Source organism: Pseudoxanthomonas sp. 134C1 (assembly GCF_057773065.1).
Window position 1 is genome coordinate 1 of the sequence record NZ_JBYMTH010000013.1, and the last position, 20,862, is coordinate 20,862.

The 20,862-nt window shown below is 68.9% G+C and carries 25 protein-coding genes; 13 read left to right on the plus strand and 12 right to left on the minus strand.

Annotated features, from left to right (window positions below):
- From AC3DEZ_RS18825 to AC3DEZ_RS18850, 6 genes are all read left to right on the plus strand, one after another.
- Positions 1 to 1,536: ShlB/FhaC/HecB family hemolysin secretion/activation protein (locus AC3DEZ_RS18825; protein ID WP_488389162.1), on the plus strand; the 1,536-nt coding region annotated here is incomplete at its 5' end.
- Between the two features lie 35 nt (positions 1,537 to 1,571).
- On the plus strand, positions 1,572 to 3,377 hold the full coding sequence (locus AC3DEZ_RS18830; RefSeq protein WP_488388307.1) for a DUF2341 domain-containing protein: 1,806 nt from the start codon (positions 1,572 to 1,574) through the stop codon (positions 3,375 to 3,377).
- Positions 3,378 to 3,387: 10 nt separating this feature from the next.
- Positions 3,388 to 3,798, plus strand: a complete 411-nt coding sequence (locus tag AC3DEZ_RS18835) for an ExbD/TolR family protein (RefSeq protein ID WP_488388306.1) — start codon at positions 3,388 to 3,390, stop codon at positions 3,796 to 3,798.
- A 4-nt stretch (positions 3,799 to 3,802) separates the two neighbouring features.
- The gene (gene tolA, locus AC3DEZ_RS18840; RefSeq protein WP_488388305.1) at positions 3,803 to 4,489 is read left to right on the plus strand and encodes a cell envelope integrity protein TolA; all 687 of its coding nucleotides are present in this window, start codon (positions 3,803 to 3,805) and stop codon (positions 4,487 to 4,489) included.
- 54 nt (positions 4,490 to 4,543) lie between these two features.
- Positions 4,544 to 6,262: a putative porin gene (locus AC3DEZ_RS18845; RefSeq protein WP_488388304.1), complete on the plus strand. Its 1,719-nt coding sequence runs from the start codon at positions 4,544 to 4,546 to the stop codon at positions 6,260 to 6,262.
- 100 nt (positions 6,263 to 6,362) lie between these two features.
- Entirely contained in the window at positions 6,363 to 6,824 is a 462-nt protein-coding gene (locus AC3DEZ_RS18850; RefSeq protein ID WP_488389578.1) for a DUF6970 domain-containing protein, read from the plus strand.
- Between the two features lie 81 nt (positions 6,825 to 6,905).
- Here AC3DEZ_RS18850 and AC3DEZ_RS18855 read toward each other — a convergent pair whose 3' ends face one another.
- A complete protein-coding gene (locus AC3DEZ_RS18855) occupies positions 6,906 to 7,118 on the minus strand; it encodes a DUF6289 family protein (protein ID WP_447104624.1) in 213 nt (70 codons plus the stop codon).
- 165 nt (positions 7,119 to 7,283) lie between these two features.
- Between AC3DEZ_RS18855 and AC3DEZ_RS18860 the strand changes: the two genes are divergently transcribed.
- Positions 7,284 to 7,697: a hypothetical protein gene (locus AC3DEZ_RS18860; RefSeq protein ID WP_447104625.1), complete on the plus strand. Its 414-nt coding sequence runs from the start codon at positions 7,284 to 7,286 to the stop codon at positions 7,695 to 7,697.
- A 16-nt stretch (positions 7,698 to 7,713) separates the two neighbouring features.
- Here the strand turns inward: AC3DEZ_RS18860 and AC3DEZ_RS18865 are convergent, their stop codons facing one another.
- The 4 genes from AC3DEZ_RS18865 to AC3DEZ_RS18880 all read right to left on the minus strand — a co-directional run bounded on the left by AC3DEZ_RS18865 (position 7,714) and on the right by AC3DEZ_RS18880 (position 9,528).
- Positions 7,714 to 8,322 carry an ATP-dependent Clp protease proteolytic subunit gene (locus AC3DEZ_RS18865; RefSeq protein ID WP_488389579.1) on the minus strand — a complete coding sequence of 203 codons (609 nt, stop codon included), beginning with the start codon at positions 8,320 to 8,322 and terminating at the stop codon, positions 7,714 to 7,716.
- A gap of 44 nt (positions 8,323 to 8,366) precedes the next feature.
- A complete protein-coding gene (locus AC3DEZ_RS18870) occupies positions 8,367 to 8,723 on the minus strand; it encodes an SRPBCC family protein (RefSeq protein ID WP_488389580.1) in 357 nt (118 codons plus the stop codon).
- Positions 8,720 to 9,034, minus strand: a complete 315-nt coding sequence (locus AC3DEZ_RS18875; RefSeq protein ID WP_488389581.1) for an ArsR/SmtB family transcription factor — start codon at positions 9,032 to 9,034, stop codon at positions 8,720 to 8,722. Before AC3DEZ_RS18875 ends, AC3DEZ_RS18870 begins: the two co-directional genes overlap by 4 nt.
- A gap of 65 nt (positions 9,035 to 9,099) precedes the next feature.
- Positions 9,100 to 9,528 (minus strand): VOC family protein, encoded by a 429-nt coding sequence (locus tag AC3DEZ_RS18880; protein ID WP_488389582.1) that lies wholly within the window; start codon positions 9,526 to 9,528, stop codon positions 9,100 to 9,102.
- 113 nt (positions 9,529 to 9,641) lie between these two features.
- Between AC3DEZ_RS18880 and AC3DEZ_RS18885 the strand changes: the two genes are divergently transcribed.
- Positions 9,642 to 10,139 carry a hypothetical protein gene (locus tag AC3DEZ_RS18885; protein ID WP_488389583.1) on the plus strand — a complete coding sequence of 166 codons (498 nt, stop codon included), beginning with the start codon at positions 9,642 to 9,644 and terminating at the stop codon, positions 10,137 to 10,139.
- Here AC3DEZ_RS18885 and AC3DEZ_RS18890 read toward each other — a convergent pair.
- The gene (locus AC3DEZ_RS18890; protein WP_488389584.1) at positions 10,055 to 10,795 is read right to left on the minus strand and encodes an alpha/beta hydrolase; all 741 of its coding nucleotides are present in this window, start codon (positions 10,793 to 10,795) and stop codon (positions 10,055 to 10,057) included. The two genes, AC3DEZ_RS18885 and AC3DEZ_RS18890, sit on opposite strands and share 85 nt — an antisense overlap.
- 147 nt (positions 10,796 to 10,942) lie before the next feature.
- Here AC3DEZ_RS18890 and AC3DEZ_RS18895 point away from each other — a divergent pair, with 147 nt between their 5' ends.
- Positions 10,943 to 11,263, plus strand: a complete 321-nt coding sequence (locus AC3DEZ_RS18895) for a hypothetical protein (RefSeq protein WP_488389585.1) — start codon at positions 10,943 to 10,945, stop codon at positions 11,261 to 11,263.
- A gap of 8 nt (positions 11,264 to 11,271) precedes the next feature.
- Here the strand turns inward: AC3DEZ_RS18895 and AC3DEZ_RS18900 are convergent, their stop codons facing one another.
- The gene (locus tag AC3DEZ_RS18900; protein WP_488389586.1) at positions 11,272 to 11,868 is read right to left on the minus strand and encodes an FMN-dependent NADH-azoreductase; all 597 of its coding nucleotides are present in this window, start codon (positions 11,866 to 11,868) and stop codon (positions 11,272 to 11,274) included.
- 79 nt (positions 11,869 to 11,947) lie between these two features.
- On the opposite strand from AC3DEZ_RS18900, the gene AC3DEZ_RS18905 reads away from it, so the two are divergent.
- Entirely contained in the window at positions 11,948 to 12,316 is a 369-nt protein-coding gene (locus tag AC3DEZ_RS18905) for a winged helix-turn-helix transcriptional regulator (protein ID WP_488389587.1), read from the plus strand.
- 134 nt (positions 12,317 to 12,450) lie between these two features.
- On the opposite strand, the gene AC3DEZ_RS18910 is transcribed toward AC3DEZ_RS18905, so the two are convergent.
- The 3 genes from AC3DEZ_RS18910 to AC3DEZ_RS18920 form a co-directional block, all read right to left on the minus strand.
- On the minus strand, positions 12,451 to 12,711 hold the full coding sequence (locus AC3DEZ_RS18910; protein ID WP_488389588.1) for a hypothetical protein: 261 nt from the start codon (positions 12,709 to 12,711) through the stop codon (positions 12,451 to 12,453).
- A 115-nt stretch (positions 12,712 to 12,826) separates the two neighbouring features.
- Positions 12,827 to 14,449 (minus strand): esterase/lipase family protein, encoded by a 1,623-nt coding sequence (locus AC3DEZ_RS18915; protein WP_488389589.1) that lies wholly within the window; start codon positions 14,447 to 14,449, stop codon positions 12,827 to 12,829.
- A gap of 77 nt (positions 14,450 to 14,526) precedes the next feature.
- Positions 14,527 to 15,357 (minus strand): helix-turn-helix domain-containing protein, encoded by an 831-nt coding sequence (locus AC3DEZ_RS18920; RefSeq protein ID WP_488389590.1) that lies wholly within the window; start codon positions 15,355 to 15,357, stop codon positions 14,527 to 14,529.
- A 113-nt stretch (positions 15,358 to 15,470) separates the two neighbouring features.
- Between AC3DEZ_RS18920 and AC3DEZ_RS18925 the strand changes: the two genes are divergently transcribed.
- Both AC3DEZ_RS18925 and AC3DEZ_RS18930 read left to right on the plus strand, forming a co-directional pair.
- Positions 15,471 to 16,451, plus strand: a complete 981-nt coding sequence (locus tag AC3DEZ_RS18925) for an alpha/beta fold hydrolase (RefSeq protein ID WP_488389591.1) — start codon at positions 15,471 to 15,473, stop codon at positions 16,449 to 16,451.
- Between the two features lie 364 nt (positions 16,452 to 16,815).
- Positions 16,816 to 17,811: an NAD-dependent epimerase/dehydratase family protein gene (locus AC3DEZ_RS18930; protein ID WP_488389592.1), complete on the plus strand. Its 996-nt coding sequence runs from the start codon at positions 16,816 to 16,818 to the stop codon at positions 17,809 to 17,811.
- Positions 17,812 to 17,940: 129 nt separating this feature from the next.
- Here AC3DEZ_RS18930 and wrbA read toward each other — a convergent pair whose 3' ends face one another.
- A complete protein-coding gene (gene wrbA, locus AC3DEZ_RS18935) occupies positions 17,941 to 18,540 on the minus strand; it encodes an NAD(P)H:quinone oxidoreductase (RefSeq protein WP_488389593.1) in 600 nt (199 codons plus the stop codon).
- A gap of 246 nt (positions 18,541 to 18,786) precedes the next feature.
- Positions 18,787 to 19,284, minus strand: coding sequence for a hypothetical protein (locus tag AC3DEZ_RS18940; RefSeq protein ID WP_488389594.1), 498 nt, complete (start codon positions 19,282 to 19,284; stop codon positions 18,787 to 18,789).
- A gap of 285 nt (positions 19,285 to 19,569) precedes the next feature.
- Between AC3DEZ_RS18940 and AC3DEZ_RS18945 the strand changes: the two genes are divergently transcribed.
- Positions 19,570 to 20,778 carry a DUF418 domain-containing protein gene (locus tag AC3DEZ_RS18945; protein WP_488389595.1) on the plus strand — a complete coding sequence of 403 codons (1,209 nt, stop codon included), beginning with the start codon at positions 19,570 to 19,572 and terminating at the stop codon, positions 20,776 to 20,778.
- The last annotated feature ends 84 nt before the right edge of the window (positions 20,779 to 20,862 follow it).

The window sequence follows — 20,862 nt, forward strand, 5'->3', positions numbered from 1 at the left end:
GCGCAGGCGCAGGCCGGCGAGCCGGGAGCGGGGGCGAGCGCGCCGGTGGCGCGGGTGAACATCCAGGAGTACCGGGTGCGGGGCAACACGGTGCTGGAGGCGCGGGCCATCGAGCAGGCGGTGAGCCCGTACCTGGGCCCGGGGCGGACCCTGGCCGACGTGGAAGCCGCGCGCGCGGCGCTGCAGGCGGCCTACCAGCAGCGCGGCTACCAGTCCGTGTACGTGGACCTGCCCGGGCAGCAGGTCAGCGGCGGGGTGGTGCTGCTGCAGGTGACCCAGACCCGGGTGGGGACGGTGCAGGTGGTGGGGGCGCGTTACCACGACCCGGCGCGGCTGCGCGCGGCGGTGCCGGCGCTGGCGGCCGGCCAGGTGCCGGACTTCACCCGCGCCCAGGCCGAACTGGCCGCGCTCAACCGCACCGCGCGCCGGCAGGTGGTGCCGCTGGTCAAGCCCGGGGCGGGCGAGGGGACGATGGACGTGGACCTGAAGGTGGAGGACGCCTCGCCGTGGCGGGTCAGCGCCACGGTCAACAACGACCACAGCGTGGACACCACCCCGACCCGCAGCATTCTGACGGTGGGCCACGAGAACCTGTGGCAGCGCGAGCACAGCGCCTCGCTGACCTGGTTCGCCGCCCCGCAGGACCGGGACGAGGCCAGCGTGTGGTCCGGGTCCTACCGGCTGCCGCTGGGCGGCCCGGACGGGGCGCTGGAGGTGTCCGGCTACCGTTCCGACAGCAACGTGGTGTCCAGCGGGCAGACCCAGGTCACCGGCAAGGGCCACGCGCTGGGGGTCAAGTTCAGCCGCACCCTGCCGGTGAGCGGGCCCTGGTGGCACCAGGTCGCGGTGGGGGTGGACTTCAAGGACATGGACGAGGCGGTGGCCCTGACCGGGATGGCGGCCGACTTCGCGCCGCTGAAGTACGCGCCGGTGAGCCTGGCCTACAGCGGGTTCCGGCAGGGCGAGCGGCACCAGTTCGCGCTGGGGCTGCAGGCGGTGTTCGGGGCGCGCAGCCTGCTGGGCTACGGCAGCGGCGCGGACGCGTTCGACTGGAAGCGGGCCTATGCCGATGCCAGCTTTTTCGTGCTCAAGGCCGATGTCAGCGACACCCTCACCCTGGCCAGCGGGGCGCAGTGGTTCGCCAAGGTCTCGGCGCAGCTGACCGACCAGCCGCTGGTGTCCGGCGAGCAGTTCGCCGCCGGCGGCATGTACACCACCCGCGGCTACCGCTCGGCCGAGGCCATCGGCGACTACGGGGCGATGTTCACCCTGGAGTGGCGCAGCGCGCCGGTGGCGCGCTGGGGCCTGCGCGACTGGCGCTTCCACGGCTACCTGGACGGGGCCTGGCTGGGGCTGCGCAAGCCGCTGCCCGAGCAGGCCGCCGAGGCCTCGCTGGCCGCGCTGGGGTTCGGGACCAGTTTCCAGGTGACCGAGCATTTCAACGTGCGCCTGGACTACGGCCACAGCCTGCTGGACGGCCCCACCACCACCCGCGGCGCCGACCGCCTGCACATCAGCGTGGGCGCCAGCTACTGAGCGCCTTCCCCCGTCTTTCTTTTCTGGAGATTCACATGCAACGCGTGCTCATTCTGTTGTTGACGTGCCTGGGCCTGTTCCTGCCCGGGCTGGCCTGGGCCCAGGCCCCGGCCCCGTGGTGGCAGGCCGACTGGAAGTACCGCAAGCCCATCACCGTGGACGCCGGTCCGCAGGGCGCCGGGCTGGGCGCCAGCGTCGGGCGCATGCCGGTGCTGGTGCGCCTGCACACCGGCAATTTCGCTTTCGACGGGGTGGGCCAGGGCGGCAAGGACCTGCGCTTCCTGGCCGCCGACGGCCGCACGGTGCTCAACCACCAGGTCGAGCTGTACGACGCGGACCTGGGCATGGCCCTCATCTGGGTGGACGTGCCGGCGGTGACGGCCAGCGCGCAGACCCTGTGGATGTATTACGGCAACCCGAAGGCCCCGGCCGCCGGCAACGGGCAACTGGTGTTCGACCCGGACTACACCGCGGTGTACCACTTCGCCGGTCCGGACACCCAGGCCCGCGACGTCACCGCCTACGCCAACCACGCCACCGGCGCGTTCACCCCGCTGGCCGCGGCGGTCATCGGCCGCGGCGCGCAGCGCGGGGAGGCGTTGCAGTTGCCGGCCTCGGCCTCGCTGGCGGTGCCGGCCGGCGGCTCCCTGACGTTCTCGGCCTGGGTCAAGCCCGAGCAGCTGGGCCCGACCCAGGCGGTGTACGCGCGCCGCGACGGCGAGCACGTGCTGCTGCTGGGCGTGGACAACGGCGTGCCGTTCGTGCAGGTGGACCAGGCGCGCAGCGCGCCGGTGCCGGCGCTGACGGCCGGGCAGTGGAGCCACCTGGCCTTCACCGCCGATGCCGGCGGGGTGGTGCTGTATGTGGGCGGGCGCGAAGCGGCGCGGCTGGCCAGTCCGCTGCCGGCGCTGGCCGGCCCGGCGCGGCTGGGCGCCGACCCGCTGGCCGCCGAAGCCAGCGCCCCGGTGCCGGCCGCCCAGCCCTTCGCCGGGGCCCTGGACGAGGTGCGCCTGTCCAAGGTCGCGCGCCCGGCCGGCCTGCTGCGGGCCGAGGCGCTCTCGCAGGGGGCGGCCTCGCGCCTGACCGCCTTCGGGGAAGACGAACAGAACGCCGGGGTGAGCCATTTCGGGTTCATCCTGAAGGCCATGCCGGTCGATGCCTGGGTGGTGGTGGCCATCCTGACCGCCATGCTGCTGCTGTCCTGGGCCCTCATGCTGACCAAGGGCCGCTATTTCGGGGCCGTGACCCGGGCCAACGCGGCCTTCTCGGCCCAGTACCAGCAGGTCGCCGGCCAGCCGGCCGCCGCCCTGCAGGAACGCGCCGGCACCGGCGCCCTGGGCCAGGACGTGTGCCAGGCCTCCTCCCTGTGGCGGCTGTACGCCATCGCCATGGCCGAACTCAAGGGCCGCCAGGCCCACGCCCACGGCCTGAGCGCGGCCGCGCTGGCGGCCATCCGCGCGGCCATGGACGCCGAACTCATCCGCGAGACCGAACGCATGGGCCGGCGCATGAACTGGCTCTCCACCACCATTGAAGGGGCGCCCTACGTGGGCCTGTTCGGCACCGTCATCGGCATCATGCTGGTGTTCGCCGTGGCGGCCATGGCCGGGGCGGTGGACATCAACTCGGTGGCCCCGGGCATGGCCGCGGCGCTGCTGTGCACGGCCGCCGGCCTGGGCGTGGCCATCCCGGCGCTGTTTGGCTACAACTGGCTGGCCGCCCGCGCCGAGGCCATCGCCGCGGACATGGCGGTGTTCGTGGACGAGTTCAGCGCCCGCCTGGCCGAAGAGTTCGACGCCGCCGGCGCCGCGCCGCCGGTGCTGCACTCGGTGCGGGCCTGAGGAGCGCGCCATGGCCGCCAAGAGATTCGGCGTCAAGAAGCGCGAGAAGGGCATCAACGTCACCCCGTTCGTGGACGTGCTGCTGGTGGTGCTGGTCATTTTCATTCTGACCAGCAACGCCACCATCCCCGGCATTGAAGTGAACCTGCCCAAGGCCAGCGCCTCGGTGGCGCTGGAGAAGCCGCAGACCAAGGCCATCACGGTGGACAACGCCGGGCAGGTTTTCCTGGACGCCTACCCGGTGAGCCTGGCCGAACTGGAAGAGCGCCTGCGCACCGAGCAGGCGGTCAACCCGGACCTGCCGGTCATCGTGCGCGGAGACGCGCAGGTGCAGTACGCGCGGGTGGTGGAGGTGCTGGACCTGCTGCGCAAGCTGGAACTGACCCAGGTCGGCCTGGTCACCGGCAAGGTGCCGGGGTGAGCGCATGAGCCTGCCCCCGTCCCCCCCGCCGGCCCGCGCGCGGCGCTGGCCGGTGGCCGCCGGCGTGCTGGGCCTGCTGGCGCTGCTGGCCCTGACGGTCGGGTGGCTGCTGTTCCAGGGCCCGGCCAGCAGCAAGCGGCCGGTCGCCCCGGTGCCGCTGCTGGCCCTGCCGCCACCCCCGCCGCCGCCGCCGGAACCGGAACCCACGCCCGAACCGGACGTGGAACCCGAAGAGGTCATGCCCGAGCCCGAACCGCTGGAGGACGTGCCCAAGCCCACCGAGGAAGCCCCCACCCCGGACACCGCCGACCCGGTGACCATGAACGCCGACGCCCAGGCCGGCAGCGACAACTTCGGCATCCAGTCCGGCAGCGGCGGCGGCATGAGCGGCGCGGGCGCGGGCGGCGCGGGCAACGCCGCCTATGGCCGCTACCTGGGCTACGTGCTGCAGCAGGCCGTGGCCCGCGAGGAGCGCCTGCGCCCGCTGGCCTTCCAGCTGACCCTCAACATCTGGCTCGACCCCGGCGGCGAACTGAGCCGGGTCGAACTGGTGCGCGGCAGCGGCAACCCCGAGGCCGACCAGGCGGTGCTGGCGGCCATCCGCGCCGTGGGCCGCCTGGACGAACGCCCGCCGGCCTCGCTGGCCTTCCCGGCCCGGGTGCTGGTGCAGGGCCGCCGGCCGGCCGGCTGAGCCGGCCCGTCCGCCTTTCTTCCTCTTTTCCTGATGACTTTCTGCGAGCCCCCCATGACCCGTTCCCCCCTCCGTAGCGCCCGCCCGCTGGCCGCCCTGGCCGCCGGCCTGGGCCTGGCCCTGGCCCTGTCCACCGCCGCCCGGGCCCAGGACGCCCCGGCCCCCGACAGCACCCTGGTCAAGCTCATCCGCGGCCTCATCGACAGCGGCGCCCTCACCCCGGAGGTGGGCCAGGCACTGCTGGACGAGGCCCGCCGCGAAGCCGCCGCCCGCCCGGCCACCGCCGCCGGCCCGGCGCTGGAACCGGGCGACGTGCGCGTGCCCTACCTGTCCGAGTCCGTGCGCCAGGGCCTGCGCGAGGAGGTCAAGGCCGACGTGCTGGCCCAGGCCCAGGCCGAACGCTGGGCCGCCCCGGACGCGGTGCCCGAGTGGACCCAGCGGGTGCAGGTGACCGGGGACGTGCGCGTGCGCAACGAGTCGCGCCTGTTCTCCGAACGCAACAGCCCCATCGAGACCGACTGGGCCCGCATCAACGCCGGGGCCGGCTACGACATCAACCCCAACACCCACCTGGACCTGCCGCCGCTGCGCAACACCCGCCAGGACCGCAACAACTCCTGGCGCATCCGCGCCCGCCTGGGCGTGCTGGCGCAACTGGGCCAACACACCCGCGCCGGCGTGCGCCTGGCCACCGGCAACGACACCAGCCCGGTCTCCACCACCCAGACCCTGGGCGGCGGACTGGCCAAGAAGGACGCCTGGCTGGACCAGGCCTGGCTGGCCTGGACACCGCTGCCGGGCCTGGAACTGACCGGCGGACGCTTCGCCAACCCGTACCGCTCCACCGACATCCTGTTCTCCAATGACCTGAACTTCGACGGCGTGGCGGTCAAGTACGAACGGGCCGCGGGCGAAGGGCTGGACCTGTTCGCCACCCTGGGCCTGAGCCCGCTGGAGTACTCGGCCGACAACTTCCCGGCCACCAGTCAGGACAAGCAGGCCAGCCGCGACAAGTGGCTCAACGGCCTGCAGGTGGGGGCCAACTGGCGCTTCGGGGACGACCAGCGCCTGCGCGCGGCCCTGGCCTACTACCAGTTCCGCAACATCTCCGGCGAGTACTCGGCCCCCTGCGCGCTGTATGCCGGCGCCCAGGTCTGCAGCACCGACGGCACCCGCCCGGCCTTCATGCAGAAGGGCAACACCCTCATGCTCCTGCGCAACCTGGCCCTGGACCCGCTGGACCCGGCCAACACCCCGCTGCCGCAGTACGTGGGCCTGGCCGCCAGCTTCAAGCTGGTGGACGTGAACCTGAGCTGGGAAACCCCGGCCCTGGCCGACACCCGCCTGCGCCTGGAAGGCCACTGGCTGAAGAACACCGCCTACGACCCGCAGGCCCTGTGGACCCGCGCCCACGGCGGCATCGTCACCAACCTGGCCACCCCGGCCGGCGCGGCCCCCACCGCCGCGGACATCCGCAGCGGCGACACCGCCTGGCTGTTCCAGGCCACCTTCGGGGACCTGGCCTTGCGCCAGGCCGGGGACTGGAACCTGTGGCTGGGCTACAAGCACATCGACCCGGACGCGCTGCCCGACGGGTTCAACGACTCCAACTTCCACCTGGGCGGCACCAATGCGCGCGGCTACACCCTGGGCGCCTCGTATGCCTTCGACCGCAACGTCTGGCTCACCGGCCGCTGGATGGCGGCCAAGGAGGTGTTCGGCCCGCCGCTGTCCATCGACGTGTTCCAGCTGGAGGTCAACGCCGGGTTTTGAGGCCGTACGCCGCGGCCCCCCTGCGGTGGCCGCGTATCCACGGGAAAACCGGCGGTGGGCTGCTACGCTGCGGTCCTCTCGATGAGCGCGGGAAGGGATGATGCAATCGCTTCGATGGATGACGCGCGTGCGGATCGCCAGTTGCCTGCTGCTGTCGTTGCCGGCATCGGCGTGCATGCATTCGCCCGCGGAGGCCGCGGCGGATCCCGTCGTGAATCCCGCCGTGGATCCCGCCACGGATTCCGCGCCGCTGCCCGGTTGGCTGCGGACGAGAATCGCCGACTACGAACGCCAGCCGGCGCGGCAGGCGCCCAGCGCGATCTGGCGCATCACTCACCAGGGCGCGTCCGCGTTCTACCTCGTCTCGCCCTGCTGCGATCAGTTCAATCCGCTGCTGGACGCCAAGGGAAAGGAAATCTGCAGTCCGTCCGGCGGCTTCACCGGCGCCGGCGACGGCAAGTGCCCGCGACCGATGGATGCGGGTACGCAAGCCATCCGGATATGGGTGCACCCCGGACAGGCCGAGCAGGATCCCGCGCCACCGGGCCTGGAATCGCGGTAAGCCCCGGCTCCGGGCGACAGACATGAAAAAACAACGGGACCCTCGGGTCCCGTCGCCATTCCACCCGCGAGAGAGAGGACTTCACGAACACTCGAACAAATCTTCGTGATAGTTGTTGGTTACCACGCCCCATGTCGTGGGCGGTCCCTGGCACGGAATGACTTCCCAGCCGACCACCGAGCCGTTTGCGTCGAAATAGGTGACATGGCTGGCGTACTGGCGGCCGCTGATGGCCGGGAAACTGGCTGCGAGAAGCAGCAGCGAAGACAAGGCAAGCAGGTTGCGGGTTTTCATGTGCAAGCTCCATTTGCGCCACCCGTGTGGCCTGCGCACCATAGGAGCTGCCGTATCCGGAAAACGGGATGTCCTTCACATCCCGGGATCGGTGGCGGCAAACCGACGCGGCGAGGGGATGGGCGCTAAGATAGGCGCCAGCTTGTTCCGTCCGCGGGTCCGGTCATGGTCTATGCGTTCCTGGCTTCCGTCCTGATCTTCGCCGTCGTGGTGATGCTGCATGTCCAGCACAGCCGCGTCGGTGATCGGCTGCTGCAGCGATCCTTCGACGGCCTGACCTTTCCGGCCGAGACCGGGACGCTGCGGGTGGCCGACATCACCGTGGTCAAGCGGGTGACCCACGATGTCTCGCGCCACAGCGATCACGCGCCATTGGCGGCCTTCTGGTATTGCGTCGGTCCGGGTCCGAACTATTACGTCGCGGTCGCGCAGTACGTGCGCAACGGCTGGCGGAATGGGCGCTACGACTGGGTCGTGCGCCCGCTCGACGCGGAGCGGATGCGAGGCGAGCTGAGCAGCGACCGGGACGCCCTGCACGCGGCGTTCGGGGATCACGTGGAAGGCGTGCTGCGCGCCTGAGCGCGGAGGCGTCGCCTCAGGCCGCCTGCGCGTCGCGGTGCTTGAGCACGCGATCAATCAATCCCCACTCCCTGGCCTCGTCGGCACTCATGTAGTGGTCGCGATCCAGCGTGCGTTCCACTTCCGCGTGGCTGCGTCCGCAATGCTCGGCGTACAGGCGGATGACGCGCTCCTTGGTTTTCCGCATTTCCTCGGCATGGATGAAGATGTCCGACGCCTGTCCCTGGAAACCGCCCAGCGGCTGGTGCACGTGCAGGCTGGCGTTGGCCAGCGCCTTGCGCTCGCCGGGTTCGCCGGCCATCAGCAGGAATGAACCCATCGAACGGGCAGTGCCCATGCACAGCGTGTGCACCGGCGCCTTGATGTACTGCATGGTGTCGTACATCGCCAGTCCGGCGGTGATCAATCCGCCCGGCGAATTGATGTAGAGATGGATGGGCTTGTCCGGGTTTTCCGCCTCCAGGAACAGCAGCTGCGCGCACACCAGCGCGGAGACGGTGTCGTTGACTTCACCATTGAGGAAGATGATCCGTTCGCGCAGCAATCGCGAATAGATGTCGAAGGAGCGCTCTCCGCGGCTCGATTGTTCGAGCACCATGGGGACGAGTTGCATCGTTTCGCGCATGCGCGAACTCCTGTTTCCGGACGGGGAGGGGGACCGACGCGGCGTCAGGCCGCGCGCATCAGGCAGGGCATGTCGTCGTTGGCGGCCGGCACGGCAAGCGCCAGCCGCGGCGCCGGTGGCGCATGGATGATCCGCAGCGTGCTTCCGCCGTCCGCGTTGGGACGCACCTGGAAGGTCACCACGCTTTCGAGGAAAGGCGGTTCGTCATCGCGCAGGCGGTAACGGATTTCCCCGTCGCCACGGGAAGGCAGCGGCGTCGCGTCGGCCAGCGCGACGTCCGGTAACCATTGCTCGCGGAACGCGGGAATGCTGATCGCGCGCCAGACCTTGGCCGGTGGCGCATCGAGTTCGTATTCGAGCACCAGTTCGTTCGTTTCCGTTTCCTCGACCGGCTCTTTCATTGGTCCATGTCCTTCAGCAGCGCCTTCAGGGCATCGATCCGCGCCGGCCAGCAGGCACGGTACTTCGCCAGCCAGCGCGCGATGAGCGCGAGGCCGTCGGGATCGACTTCGTAGTTCATGAACCGGCCCTCGCGCTCCTCGCGCACCAGTCCCGCGTTGCGCAGCACCGCCAGGTGCTGGGACATCGCCGGCTGGCTGATGTCCAGGCCGCCGCGCAGGGCGCTGGCATTCATCGGACCCGCCGCCAGCTTCTCGAAGATCGCGCGGCGGGTCGGGTCGGCCAGGGCCTTGAAAATGTCGTTCTCGACCATGCGCAACACATTAGTGAATACTTATGTGTTGCGCAAGTGCCTCCCGGAAAGACGGTGCCCCGTGGTCAGAAGGTGACCTTCACCGAGGGCGCGCTGCGCCTGGCCTCGCCGTGGTACACGGCTTCGATGTTGTTGCCGTCCGGATCCAGCGCGAACGCGCCGTAATAGCCGGGATGATAGGGACGATCGCCGGGCGCGCCGTTGTCGCGGCCGCCATGCGCGAGCGCCGCCTTGTGGAAGGCGTCGACCATCGCGCGATCGCGTGCCTGGAAGGCCAGATGATGGCGACCGGTGAGTTCATCCTGCGCGGCCGCGCTGCCGGGCGTGGAGACGAACAGTTCGTCGGCCCAGAAGTAATCGTCGCCGGTACCGCTCATCGGAATCTGCAGTACGTCGAAGACGGCCTGGTAGAAACGGCGGCTCGCCTCCAGGTCGCGCACGACCAGCTGCACGTGATCGATCAGGCGGCCACGGTGGAGTTCGTTGGTTTCCATGGGCGTTGCCCTGTGGTGGAGTGGAGCCGTCTTATAGCACCGGCAGGCGGCGCGCCGCTTCACGATGTTTTCAAGCCGATGCCGCATCCGTTCAAGGCGGCGGGGAGATTGCGATGAGTCGTGGGCAGATACCGGAGGACGGGCTCACCCGGCTGCGCATGCTTTGCCTGGCATTGCCTGCGGCGTACGAGGAAGCCGCCTGGGCCGGCACGCGCTGGATGATCGGCAAGCGCGACTTCGCCCACGCACTGATGATCGAGAACGGCTGGCCGCCGGCCCATGCGCGCGCGGCCGGCTCGCCAGGTCCGCAGGCGGTGGCGACGTTCCGGGTGCCGGTGTCCGGGGGAGATTCGATGCGCTTCCGCCGGCCTCCGTACTTCAAGCCGGTGTGGTGGCCGGACATCGCCGGCATCGGCCTGGATGCGGACACCGACCGGGATGCCGTATCCACGCACCTGACGTTGAGTCATCGCCTGCTGGCGCCGAAGGGCCTGTTGCGCCGAGAGCGTGCAGGCGATGGGCGGATTCAACGCGCGCGCAACAGCGCCTCGATGCGCGCGCGCAGATCCGACTGCATGTCCGCGCTGAAGTCGTGGGCGACGCCGGCGTAGGGCGCGAGGGTGGCGTCGTATCCGCGGGCACGCAGGGTTTCCACCGCCGCGCGGGTGGGGCCGATCGGCACGGTCGTGTCATCGCTGCCGTGCATTGCATGCAGCAACGGGCAAGCTGCCGTGCAGGTCGCGCGTGCCGGCAACCATTCCGGCAGCAGGCGCGCCGCCACCGGAAAGGCGGCTCGGAAATGATCGGGATGATCCAGCGCCAGCAGGAAGCTCAGATCGCCGCCGTAGGAAACACCGGAAATGATGGCCTTGCCGCGTCCCGGGTAGCGGGCTTCCACCGCCTGGATGAAGTCGAACAACCGGCTCTCGCCCTCCCGGGTGAGCGCGGCCTGATCGGTGGCGGAGCGCTGGCCGATGCCCTGCGGGAACCAGGAGTGTCCGTGCGGACGCGGATGCGGCCCTTCCGGCAGGACAACCCGCGCCGGGACCCGCAGATCATCGAAGGCATCGACCAGCACCTCCGGTTCCGCGCCCGAATAGTGCAGGGCGATGATCAACGGCAGCGGCTGTTCCGGGGTTCCGCCGCCCGTCTCGAACACCAACTGGCGCAGGCCACCGGCATGTTCCTCGCGCGGCGGTGATGTCTGCGCGGCCGCTGCCAGCGCGAAGGCGAGCGGGAGCGGCAGCAGCAACGTGAACAGGCGCATGGCGGACAGCCCTGGAGAACGAGCCGTCACGCTAGCGCCCGCCCGGGTCCGCGCGCAACGCGGGATTCCGATTTGACCTGTTCGTCACTCCGCGAGGCGCACCGTGGCACCCCTGCCGACCCTTGCGCGCCGGTTCGGAGATGCCCGATGAAGAGCGCGACCCGTCATATGCTGTTGCTGGCAGGCATGTTGTGCCTGTGGGCCAGCGCCTACACCCTGGGGCGGAGCGATGCGCATGAGCGCGCGACCACATCGCACCGCCCCGCGTCGGCACCCGGGGCGAACCTCCGCGCGGAGCTGCACGATACCGCATCGGATGCGCTGGGTTCCGGCATCGCCGCCAGTGGCGCGGGCGTCGATTTCGCCAGCCGAACCGCGACATCGCCCGCCTTCAGGCCCGAAGCCGGAGGCCGCGCTCGCGGTCAGGGCGCGCAGGGCTCGGCCAGACCGCGCGCCGGACCCGGCTAGCGCGACACTCAGGCCGCCCGCAATCGGCTCACCTGGTTCATTGCCTCGCGCATGGCGATATCGGCGCGTTCCGGACCCATGCGCACGCCTTCCGCGCCGACGACCTCCAGCCGGGTGACCCCCAGGAAACCGAAGAACGCACGCAGATAGCTCTCCTGGTGTTCCAATGCGGCCATCGGACTTTCCGATCCGTAGAAGCCGCCACGCGAGGAGGCGATGATGACGCGCTTCTCGCCCAGCAGGCCCTCGACGCCGTCGGCGCCATAGCGGAACGTCCTGCCGGGCACGGCGAGCGCGTCGAGCCATGATTTGAGCTGGCTGGGAACGCCGAAGTTGTACATCGGCGCACCGATGACGATGACGTCCGCCGCCAGCACTTCCTCCAGCGCCATCGTCAGTTCGCGCGCCGATGGGGTCGGCGCGGCCGCGGGATCGGCCAGCACCGCTTCCGCCGAAAACTGCGGCAGCGGCGCGGCGGCGACGTCGCGATGGATCACCTGCGTGTCGGGAAGCTGATCGCGCAGGTGGGCTACGATGGCCGAGGACAGTGAACGGGTGACGGACTGCTCGCCCTGGATGCTGGAATCGATGTGCAGGATGTTCATGCGTGTTCGCTCGAGTGGGGCGCATGAAACTATTGGGGTACCGCCATTCCTTCAAGAAGGATGTTTTTCAATACCGAGTATGGAAAACCAGACCGCCCCCTGCACGGAATCCTACGACGAGGTCGTGATCCTCCACGGCGAAATCCGATCCGCCATCCAGTCGATCGGCGGAAAGTGGAAACTGGAGATCCTCTGGCTGCTCGGCCAGCGCATGCATCGTTTCAACGAGCTCCGGAGAGCGATTCCCGGCATCACCCAGCACATGCTGACGCAGCAGCTGCGTGAACTGGAAGCGGACGGATTGATACACCGGACGGTGTATCCGGAAGTGCCGCCGCGCGTGGAGTACACGCTTGCCGATCACGCGCGCCGGCTGCGCCCGGTGTTCGACGCGCTGTTCACCTGGGTGGCCAGCGGGAAACCGGCGGAGCAGGCCGCCGCCGAGTGAGGGTTGCCGGTCAGTGGCCCGCGGTCCGGATGCCCATCATCAGGTCGCGGGAGCGACGCGAGCCGTGGCCGACGGCCCGCCGTCCATGAGACGGCGAACGCCGCAACCCGCCGGAACACCGTTGTGATTGCTGCCTAGGCCTTTCCGGCCGCCAACGCACCCAATCGAAAGCCAAGTTGAAAAGCCGCCTCCGGATCCCGGTGGCGAACGCTGCCCGCCTGGCTGTCCGGAAGTGTGTCCAGATCCAGCCGGAAACGGGAATCGCCACGCTCGCCCGCCGCGTATCCCAGCTCGTAGGCGCACCCGGCGCAACGATGGCGGCCCGGATAGCTCTGGTCCTCGGGCAGCGACTCGAAGCGGGCGTCATAGCGATGTGCCTGCTTGCAGATGTTCATCGGATCGTCCTTGTGTCGTGATGACTTCCGGAGGGAAGCCATGCCATGCCATCCGCTTGCGTGTCCCCGCGCAAGCGGTGTCGAAGACGGAACCCGCGCGGCGGGAACCATGGATTCACTGCCAGGCCGAAATCCGCAGGCGCACCTTGCCGCGGATGCCCGGCACGCTGGGGCGCCGGCTGCCGTCGGCGGCGACCGTGTGGCTGTCGAAGGGAATGGCGATTTCCACTTCCTCGCCGCTGATCTTCTTCGCATCGACCTCGGTGTGCGCCATCGCCACGCCGGCATCCTGCCAGGCGTAGCTGATCTTCCACTTGCCGCCGGCCTGCGCGGGTGGCGTCAGATCGAGAATGAGTGAATTGCGGAACAGGTAGCCGCCCTCGTAGTGCTCGTTGATCCAGAGCTTGCGCTCGATCTCGTAGTCCGGCACGCGCACGCCCAGGGTCATGCTGTAGGACAGCGAGCGCCGATCGGGATTGACCCGCGCGCGGTTGGCGAGGAACACGCTGGAAAGGTAGTGGGATTTCTGCTGTTTCCATTCGGTGTGCGAGAAGCAGGACACCGAATCCTCCTCGGACATGCGCCGGGTCAGGTACCACAGCTTGCCGCGCGGCGAGGCCAGCGCCTCGACCTGGTACAGCGCGTCGATCTGGCGGCCCTGGTCGGCGGCCTTCTGCACCGGCTCGGGCAGGCGGATGTCGTCCACATCCAGCCACACGTCCACGCGCACATCGCCGAACAGGAAGCGGGCCAGGTTCTGGAAGGCCTCCTCGCTGTTGACGATGCCGAAGAAACCCGAGTGCGCGCGATAGGCGAACGCCTTGGCGCAGTAGGCGCCGATCGAGCCGTCCGCGTTCAGTCCGCGCAGGGTCGCGTTCTTGATCAGCACCAGGCCGTCGCTGCCATGGCCGACGAAGGTGCGCGAGAGGCCGGCGGCGGTCGCGTAATCCATCCGGTTGGTACCGACCATGCAGAACACGCGCCGTGACGGAAAGCGATCCTCGGGCAGCAGGTCCACGCGCTTGTGCTGCTTGAACGCCGCCTTGAGATCCAGGTATTCCGGCATCCGCTTGTCGCGATCGAAATTGTTCATGTCGAAGGCCGACAGCCATTGCGGCACGTTCACCCCGGCCACGTCGATGCCGTTGTGCGGGGTCGCATAGGTGAACAGCTTGTCCACGTACTTGCGCGACTGCTTCGGATCCAGCGCCGGATTCTGCAGGAACGCGCGGCAGACCAGCCCGCCCATCGAATGGGCGACCAGATAGCAGCGGAAGTCGGCCGGTTTCACCGCGTTGTCGGGATTGCCGCAGATGAGGTCGCGGGTCTTGACGATCAGATCGCCCAGTTCGCGTGCGAAGGTCTCGATCTTCGGCGTGTTACCGGTGCCGAACAGGCCCGAGGCATTGTCGTAGTACCGATGGATGATGATGGAGCGGCTGCCGAGCCGGTTGCGGGTCGGCTGGCCTTCGGCATCGGTTTCCCATTCCGGATCCAGAATGTCGCGTCCGTCCTCGTATACGTCCGAGTAGCCGAACTCGGACATCAATCGCACGATCGGCGATTCGAACACGTACTTGCGGGGCTTGCGCGAGGGATCCGAGACCGCGCGGTACACGGTCGAACCCAGGTTGAATCCGCAGAACGGATCCGCGGTGGTTTCGTCGATTTCGCCGCGGGTCATCGCGTAGCCGCGGACGTAGATGATCGGGTAGTAAGGCGCTTCCATCTTGGCCATCGTGAACTCCTGTCGGCGGGGGATCCGCATGCGCGGGACAGCTTAGTCCCAGAGATGGCTACGGATTTGGACGCCGGTCACGGCCAAGTCGCGTTCAGGCGCCCGTCGCGCCGTCGGCAGAACGCGGCGGTGGCGTCGTCCATCGGAAAGCAGCACTCGATGCGCAGTTCGTCCAGGGTGACGTCGCGCGGCGCGGCGAACACGGTGATGCTGGAGAAGAACTGCAGGCGCTGGCCTTCGCGTTCGAAGATCGTGGTCAGCAGCGGCGATGGCCGCTGGCCGGGATCGCGCTGGCGCCATGCCTGCGGTACGCCGGGCTGCGCCAGGACTTCGGCCAGCAACTGGCGCGGCACCGGATCGGAAGGATGCGCGGCGATTTCGTTGTGCAGGTGATGGATGAGATCGCCGGCCACTTCCTCCCAATTGACCAGCGCGGCCCGCAGATCGGCGGGATCGAAGACATGCCGCAGCATGTTGGCGTGCGGACTGGCGCGTCCGGCCATCAGGAACTGGTTGACCCGCGCGGCGGCGGCGTTGGCCTGCACGATGTCCCAATGCCGGTTGATCACGAACGCCGGATACGGCTCCTGCTGGGCGACGATGAAATCGATCGCCCGCTGGATGCGCGCCAGCTCGGGCGCGGCCAATGGGGTCTCCGGATACTGCGCCGCGTATCCGGCCGCGTGCAGCAGGACATTGCGCTCGCGCAGCGGCAGGGCCAGCGCGTCCGCCAGCCGCACCACCATTTCGCGGCTGGGCCGGGATTTTCCGGTTTCCACATAGCTGAGATGGCGCGCGGAAATGTCCGCCGCCAGGGCGAGATCCAACTGGCTGAAACGGCGCGCGCCACGCCATTCGCGGAGCAGGGAACCCAGGCCGGGCGCGGTATCGGGAAGGGCGGCGTTCATGCCCGCAGCATAGCGGCGCGGCGGTCATCGTCGCCATGACCTCCGGGGTAATTGAGTGCGGATGCGGCGGCGCCCATCCTGCCGCCACCGAATGACGGAACCGGAGAACGGACATGCAACGCAGAGACATGCTGAAGCTGGGATTGGGATCGATGGCGGCCCTGGCCGCCGGCTGGACCGGGCGCGCCTGGAGCGACGGCCTCGCGCAGGCGGGCGCTCTCTTGTCGACCGGGGCACTGGACGCCGCCGCGTGGACGGCGGCCCGGCGCTGGACGCAAACGCCGTTCGGGCGGATTGCCCACGTGGAGCGCGGGGCTGGCCCGGCGGCGCTGTTCCTGCACGGTTTCCCGCTCAACGGCTTTCAATGGCGGGGCGCGCTGGAACGGTTGTCGGCGCATCGCCGCTGCATCGCGCCCGACATGCTGGGATTGGGCTACACCGAAGTGGCCGAGGGCCAGGGCGTGACACCGGCGGATCAGGTGCGGATGCTGGCGGATCTGCTGGATCGCCTGGGCGTGGACAGCGTGGATCTGGTGGCCAACGACAGTGGCGGCGCGGTCGCGCAGTTGTTCGCCGTCGCGCATCCGCGCCGCGTGCGCAGTCTGCTGCTGACCAACTGCGACGCCGAGACCGACTGCCCGCCACCGGCGCTCAAGCCGGTCATCGACCTGGCGCGCGAAGGGCGCTTCGCGACCGAATGGCTGGCGCCGTGGCTGGCGGATCACGCGCTGGCGCGCTCGCCGCGGGGACTGGGTGGCATGACCTTCACCCATCCGCACAATCCGACCGACGAGGCGATCGAGATGTACCTGCGGCCGCTGGTCGACAACGCGGCGCGCACCCATGCCTACGCGCTTGGCCTGGACAGCAACGTGCTGGCGGGCGTGGAAGCCGCGCTGAAGCAGGGCGGTTATCCGACCCGCATCCTGTGGGGCACCGGGGACGACATCTTCTCGAAGGACAGCCCGGGCTATCTCGCCGGCGTGTTCGGCGAGTCGCGGGGTGTACGCCGGATCGACGGCGCCAAACTGTTCTGGCCGGAAGAGTTCCCGGATCTGGTCGCCGAGGAAGCGCGCCGCCTGTGGGGTGTGTGATGACTTCATCCCTGCAGGAGCGACATGAGTCGCGACCGGAAATCCGAACCGCCATCACCGCCCGCATCGCCCCCACAATCCCCACCCTGTGGGAGCGATGTGGGTCGCGATACCGGAAATCCGAATCGCCATCACCGCCCGCATCGCCCCCACGATCCCCACCCTGTGGGAGCGATGTGGGTCGCGATACCGGAAATCCGAACCGCCATCACCGCTCGCATCGCCCCCACGATCCCCACCCTGTGGGAGCGACGTGAGTCGCGATACCGGAAATCCGGAACCAACAGTCGTGGATCCTGCCGCTCCTACAGTCAGCCATCCCATGCGTTGTAGGATCCTGAGCACCGCAACAGGGTCATGACGCATGTACGGCAAGGTATTGGTGACGGGCAGCTCGGGGCACCTGGGCGAAGCGCTGGTGAGCACATTGCAGGCGCGCGGACACGACGTGGTCGGCGTGGACCTGCTGCCCGGCGCGCATACGCACCGGGTCGGCACGATCGCCGACCGCGCCTTCGTCCGCGAGGCGATGGCGGGGGTGGAGGTGGTGCTGCATCCGGCCACCCTGCACAAGCCGCACGTGGCCACCCACTCGCGCCAGAAATTCATCGACACCAACCTGACCGGTACGCTCAACCTGCTGGAGGAAGCGGTGGCCAACGGCGTGCGCGCCTTCGTCCACACCAGCACCACCAGCGTGTTCGGCGACGCACTGGTGCCGCCGCCGGGCGAGCCGGCGGCGTGGATCACCGAGGATGTGCGGCCTGAACCGAAGAACATCTACGGCGTCACCAAGGCCGCCGCCGAGGATCTGTGCCAGTTGTTCCAGCGCAACCAGAAGCTGCCCTGCATCGTCCTGCGCACCTCGCGTTTCTTCGCCGAGGAAGACGACGACCGGCGGACGCGGGCGAGCTTCGATGACGCGAACCTGAAAGCCAACGAGTTCCTGTACCGGCGGGTGGATATCGAGGACGTGGTGGATGCGCACCTGCTCGCCATCGAGCGGGCGCCCGCGCTGGGCTTCGGCCGCTACATCATCAGCGCCACCACGCCGTTCACGCGCGCGGACCTGCCACGGCTGCGCACGGACATGGCGGGCGCGCTGCGAGATCGCGTTGCGGAATTCGAACCGGAATACGCGCGGCGCGGCTGGCAACTGCCGGCCGGCATCGATCGCGTCTATGTCAACGCGCGGGCGCGCGAGGAACTGGGCTGGCGGCCGCGGCATGATTTCGCCGCGGTGCTGGCGCGCCTCCAGGCCGGAGGCACGGTGTTGAGCGCATTGGCGAAGCACATCGGCGCCAAGGGCTACCACGCGGAGTCTTTCGCGGATGGTCCGTATCCGGTCGAGAGCCATTGAGACGCGGGGAGCGCGGGCGACGTCCGCGTCGGCAGTGATGCTCAGCGGCAGACGATGGACGGCGGACGCGCCCACTCCTCGTCGGAGTTTCACCCCTCTCCCGCTGGCGGAAGAGGGGCGCTGGCGCCATCAGCCGAACAGCTTGTTCGCGACTTCGGCGATATGGCGGCCCTGGAAGCGCGCGCCTTCCAACTCGTTCTCGCTGGGCTGGCGCGAGCCGTCGCCGCCGGTGATGGTGGAGGCGCCGTAGGGGCTGGCGCCGGTGACTTCGTCCAGACGCATCTGGCCCTGGAAGCTGTAGGGCAGGCCGACCGTGACCAGGCCGAAATGCAGCAGGTTGGTCAGGATCGAGAACAGGGTCGTTTCCTGGCCGCCGTGCTGGGTGGCGGTGGAGGTGAAGGCGCCGCCGACCTTGCCGTTGAGCGCGCCCTTGGCCCACAGGCCGCCGGCCTGATCGAGGAAGTTCGCCATCTGCGAGGCCATGCGGCCGAAGCGGGTGCCGGTGCCGACGATGATCGCGTCGTAGTTGGCGAGGTCGTCGACCTTCGCGATCGGCGCGACTTGATCCAGCTTGTAGTACGAGGCCTTGGCGACATCTTCCGGCACCAGTTCGGGCACGCGCTTGATGTCGACGGTGGCGCCGGTGGAACGCGCGCCTTCGGCGACGGCTTCGGCCATCTTCTCGATGTGGCCGTAGGCGGAATAATAGAGAACGAGGACTTTGGACATGGAAATCTCCACGGGTGGCAGGAGGGGGAGCCGGTCGCGATGCGGCAAGCGCGGTGACTATAGGCCAGCCTCCCGCGCGGGATTGAGGCCCGTGGCGGAATTGGATTGTTCCATCCGTGCGGATAGTGGAGGTTCCGGCACCCTGTCGTGCGCGCCAGGAACCGTTCGTATGCCGGCGGCCACCCGATGACGCCGACGCGCAGCGCCGGCGTACCGGAATGCCGCTTCATTGCGCGTGCGACGCGCTCAAGAGGGACGACGCTCGACGATGCGGTTGATCTTGTAGTTCACGTACAGGGACGGAAAGAAGAATGACCAGAAGCCATGGAACCAGTCGGGCGAACCTGGCTGGAAACCGTAGTACGCATTGAGGTGGGTCCGGAACATCACCGACCAGACGGAATGCATGAGCAACCAGGCCAACAGCCACACGTTGCCGAGCATGCCGATGACAGCCGCCGTGCCGGCGCTCAACGGCAGCAGCCACAGCGCCGCGACCGGCACCAGCGACGCGTAGCCCATGATCAGCACACGGTACGAGGCGGCCAGCAGTTGTCGGCCCTTGTCCTCGGGTAGACAGGGACTCAGCGCGCGCGTCTGGCGCAGGGTGTAGTGGCCGTAGTAGACACCGAACGTGATGAAGGCCAGGAACAGCAACAGCCAGGTGCTCTGTGGGCGGAAACGGATGATGGGGTGGCCCTCCCGGGATGGGGTGGGGAGGGATTCGGACGAGGTCGATTGCAAATGCAGGCTCCGGAAGAAACCGTGCACTCTAGGAAAGGCGCGGCCGCCCAGGTATCGGAAACATCCGAAACATCCTTGTCCGCCCTGCCCGCACGCCTCGGGTGCCTGGCCGACCCAGGGGCCGGCACCGGCTCCCCGGCCTCGCCGGAAGGCAGGCGCGCGGCGCTACGTACTTTGCTACATTCGGCCATCCTCGATGGCGGCGGGATCGGGCGCCGGGCGACGTTCCGGACACGGAGACCGCCTTCACCATCGCGGCATTTGTCCACGGAAGAACGATTGCCCATGCCAGCAGCCGATGCACCGGTCAGTCCCGAAGATCGCCATCACCTCATCGACGCGCTGCGCGGATTCGCGCTTGCCGGCGTGCTGCTCGCCAACCTGGGCTACCTCAGCCTCTACAACCTGCTGACCGAACCGGCGCGCGCCGCCCTGCCGAGCGCCGGCTTCGACGCGGTGGCGATCGGCGTGATCGAATGGCTGGTCAGCGCCAAGGCCATCACCGTGTTCTCGCTGCTGTTCGGACTGGGTTTCGCCATCCAGATCGAGCGTGCGCAGGCGCGTGGCGCCGGAATGTCGCGGTTCGTGCGCCGGCTGTGGTGGCTGCTGGTCATCGGCCTGGCGCACAGCTATTTCATCTGGTGGGGCGACATCCTGATGACGTACGCGCTGGTCGGCCTGTTGCTGGTGCTGTTCCGACGGGTCCCCGACGGCGCGCTGCTGTGGGGCGGCCTGTTCATCGCGCTGGTCCTGCCCACCCTGCTGGTGCCGTGGCTGGGCGGCGGATTTCCCGGCCTGCCGCCGCGCGCCGAGATCGACGCGCTGACCTTGCAGGCCTTCCGCACCGACGACTGGCGACGGGTATTCACCGCGAACGCGGCGATGGTGAACTGGACACGGTTGTCCGGCGGCATGCTGATCTGTTTCGTACTGGGCCGTTTCCTGCTGGGTTACTGGGCGGGCCGGCGGCGGTTGCTGCAACAGCCGTGGAGCCATCGCGACCTGTTCCGGAAGCTGTTCTGGGGGAGCCTGGCGATCGCGATCGCGGGCACGCTGCTCCAATTGGCGAAAGCGCATCTGGGCTGGGGCGTGGACAGCCTTCCGCGCTGGGTGAACGGATTCCTGTTCCGCCTCGACTCCCTGGCCCTGGGCGTCACCTGGGCGGCGGGTTTCACCCTGCTGTTCCTGCGCCCACGCGGCGAGCGCGTGCTGGGGGTGCTGGCGCCGGTTGGACGGATGGCGTTGACCCATTACCTGGCGCAGAGCGTGTTCGGCATCTTCCTGTTCTACGGCATCGGACTGGGACTGGGGCCGGGTACCGGCGCGGCCGGCTGGTTGCTGGCGTGGGTCGGCATATTCGGTGCGCAGATCCTGTTCAGCCATTGGTGGCTCGCGCGCTTCCGCTACGGACCCTGCGAATGGCTGTGGCGCAGCCTGACGTATGGCGCCATGCAGCCGATGCGCCTGCCGCGCGGCGCTGTTCCCGCTTCGTGATCGCCGCCACGGAATGCCACGCAACACTCACGAATCGCTACGGTCTTCTTAACGCGCCGGGGACTAGGCTCGCTTGCCGTCGTC

Bases quoted from the DNA above. Each gene is read 5' to 3' on its own strand.
- AC3DEZ_RS18870 (WP_488389580.1), bottom strand. From the start codon at position 8,723: ATGAAAGAGCCGGTCGAGGAAACGGAAACGAACGAACTGGTGCTCGAA.
- AC3DEZ_RS18845 (WP_488388304.1), top strand. From the start codon at position 4,544: ATGACCCGTTCCCCCCTCCGTAGCGCCCGCCCGCTGGCCGCCCTGGCC.
- AC3DEZ_RS18885 (WP_488389583.1), top strand. From the start codon at position 9,642: ATGAGTCGTGGGCAGATACCGGAGGACGGGCTCACCCGGCTGCGCATG.
- AC3DEZ_RS18910 (WP_488389588.1), bottom strand. From the start codon at position 12,711: ATGAACATCTGCAAGCAGGCACATCGCTATGACGCCCGCTTCGAGTCG.
- AC3DEZ_RS18905 (WP_488389587.1), top strand. From the start codon at position 11,948: ATGGAAAACCAGACCGCCCCCTGCACGGAATCCTACGACGAGGTCGTG.
- wrbA (WP_488389593.1), bottom strand. From the start codon at position 18,540: ATGTCCAAAGTCCTCGTTCTCTATTATTCCGCCTACGGCCACATCGAG.
- AC3DEZ_RS18920 (WP_488389590.1), bottom strand. From the start codon at position 15,357: ATGAACGCCGCCCTTCCCGATACCGCGCCCGGCCTGGGTTCCCTGCTC.
- AC3DEZ_RS18930 (WP_488389592.1), top strand. From the start codon at position 16,816: ATGTACGGCAAGGTATTGGTGACGGGCAGCTCGGGGCACCTGGGCGAA.
- AC3DEZ_RS18915 (WP_488389589.1), bottom strand. From the start codon at position 14,449: ATGGCCAAGATGGAAGCGCCTTACTACCCGATCATCTACGTCCGCGGC.
- AC3DEZ_RS18830 (WP_488388307.1), top strand. From the start codon at position 1,572: ATGCAACGCGTGCTCATTCTGTTGTTGACGTGCCTGGGCCTGTTCCTG.
- AC3DEZ_RS18945 (WP_488389595.1), top strand. From the start codon at position 19,570: ATGCCAGCAGCCGATGCACCGGTCAGTCCCGAAGATCGCCATCACCTC.
- AC3DEZ_RS18850 (WP_488389578.1), top strand. From the start codon at position 6,363: ATGCAATCGCTTCGATGGATGACGCGCGTGCGGATCGCCAGTTGCCTG.
- AC3DEZ_RS18855 (WP_447104624.1), bottom strand. From the start codon at position 7,118: ATGAAAACCCGCAACCTGCTTGCCTTGTCTTCGCTGCTGCTTCTCGCA.
- AC3DEZ_RS18890 (WP_488389584.1), bottom strand. From the start codon at position 10,795: ATGCGCCTGTTCACGTTGCTGCTGCCGCTCCCGCTCGCCTTCGCGCTG.
- AC3DEZ_RS18865 (WP_488389579.1), bottom strand. From the start codon at position 8,322: ATGCGCGAAACGATGCAACTCGTCCCCATGGTGCTCGAACAATCGAGC.
- AC3DEZ_RS18925 (WP_488389591.1), top strand. From the start codon at position 15,471: ATGCAACGCAGAGACATGCTGAAGCTGGGATTGGGATCGATGGCGGCC.
- AC3DEZ_RS18880 (WP_488389582.1), bottom strand. From the start codon at position 9,528: ATGGAAACCAACGAACTCCACCGTGGCCGCCTGATCGATCACGTGCAG.
- AC3DEZ_RS18895 (WP_488389585.1), top strand. From the start codon at position 10,943: ATGAAGAGCGCGACCCGTCATATGCTGTTGCTGGCAGGCATGTTGTGC.
- tolA (WP_488388305.1), top strand. From the start codon at position 3,803: ATGAGCCTGCCCCCGTCCCCCCCGCCGGCCCGCGCGCGGCGCTGGCCG.
- AC3DEZ_RS18900 (WP_488389586.1), bottom strand. From the start codon at position 11,868: ATGAACATCCTGCACATCGATTCCAGCATCCAGGGCGAGCAGTCCGTC.
- AC3DEZ_RS18835 (WP_488388306.1), top strand. From the start codon at position 3,388: ATGGCCGCCAAGAGATTCGGCGTCAAGAAGCGCGAGAAGGGCATCAAC.
- AC3DEZ_RS18875 (WP_488389581.1), bottom strand. From the start codon at position 9,034: ATGGTCGAGAACGACATTTTCAAGGCCCTGGCCGACCCGACCCGCCGC.
- AC3DEZ_RS18860 (WP_447104625.1), top strand. From the start codon at position 7,284: ATGGTCTATGCGTTCCTGGCTTCCGTCCTGATCTTCGCCGTCGTGGTG.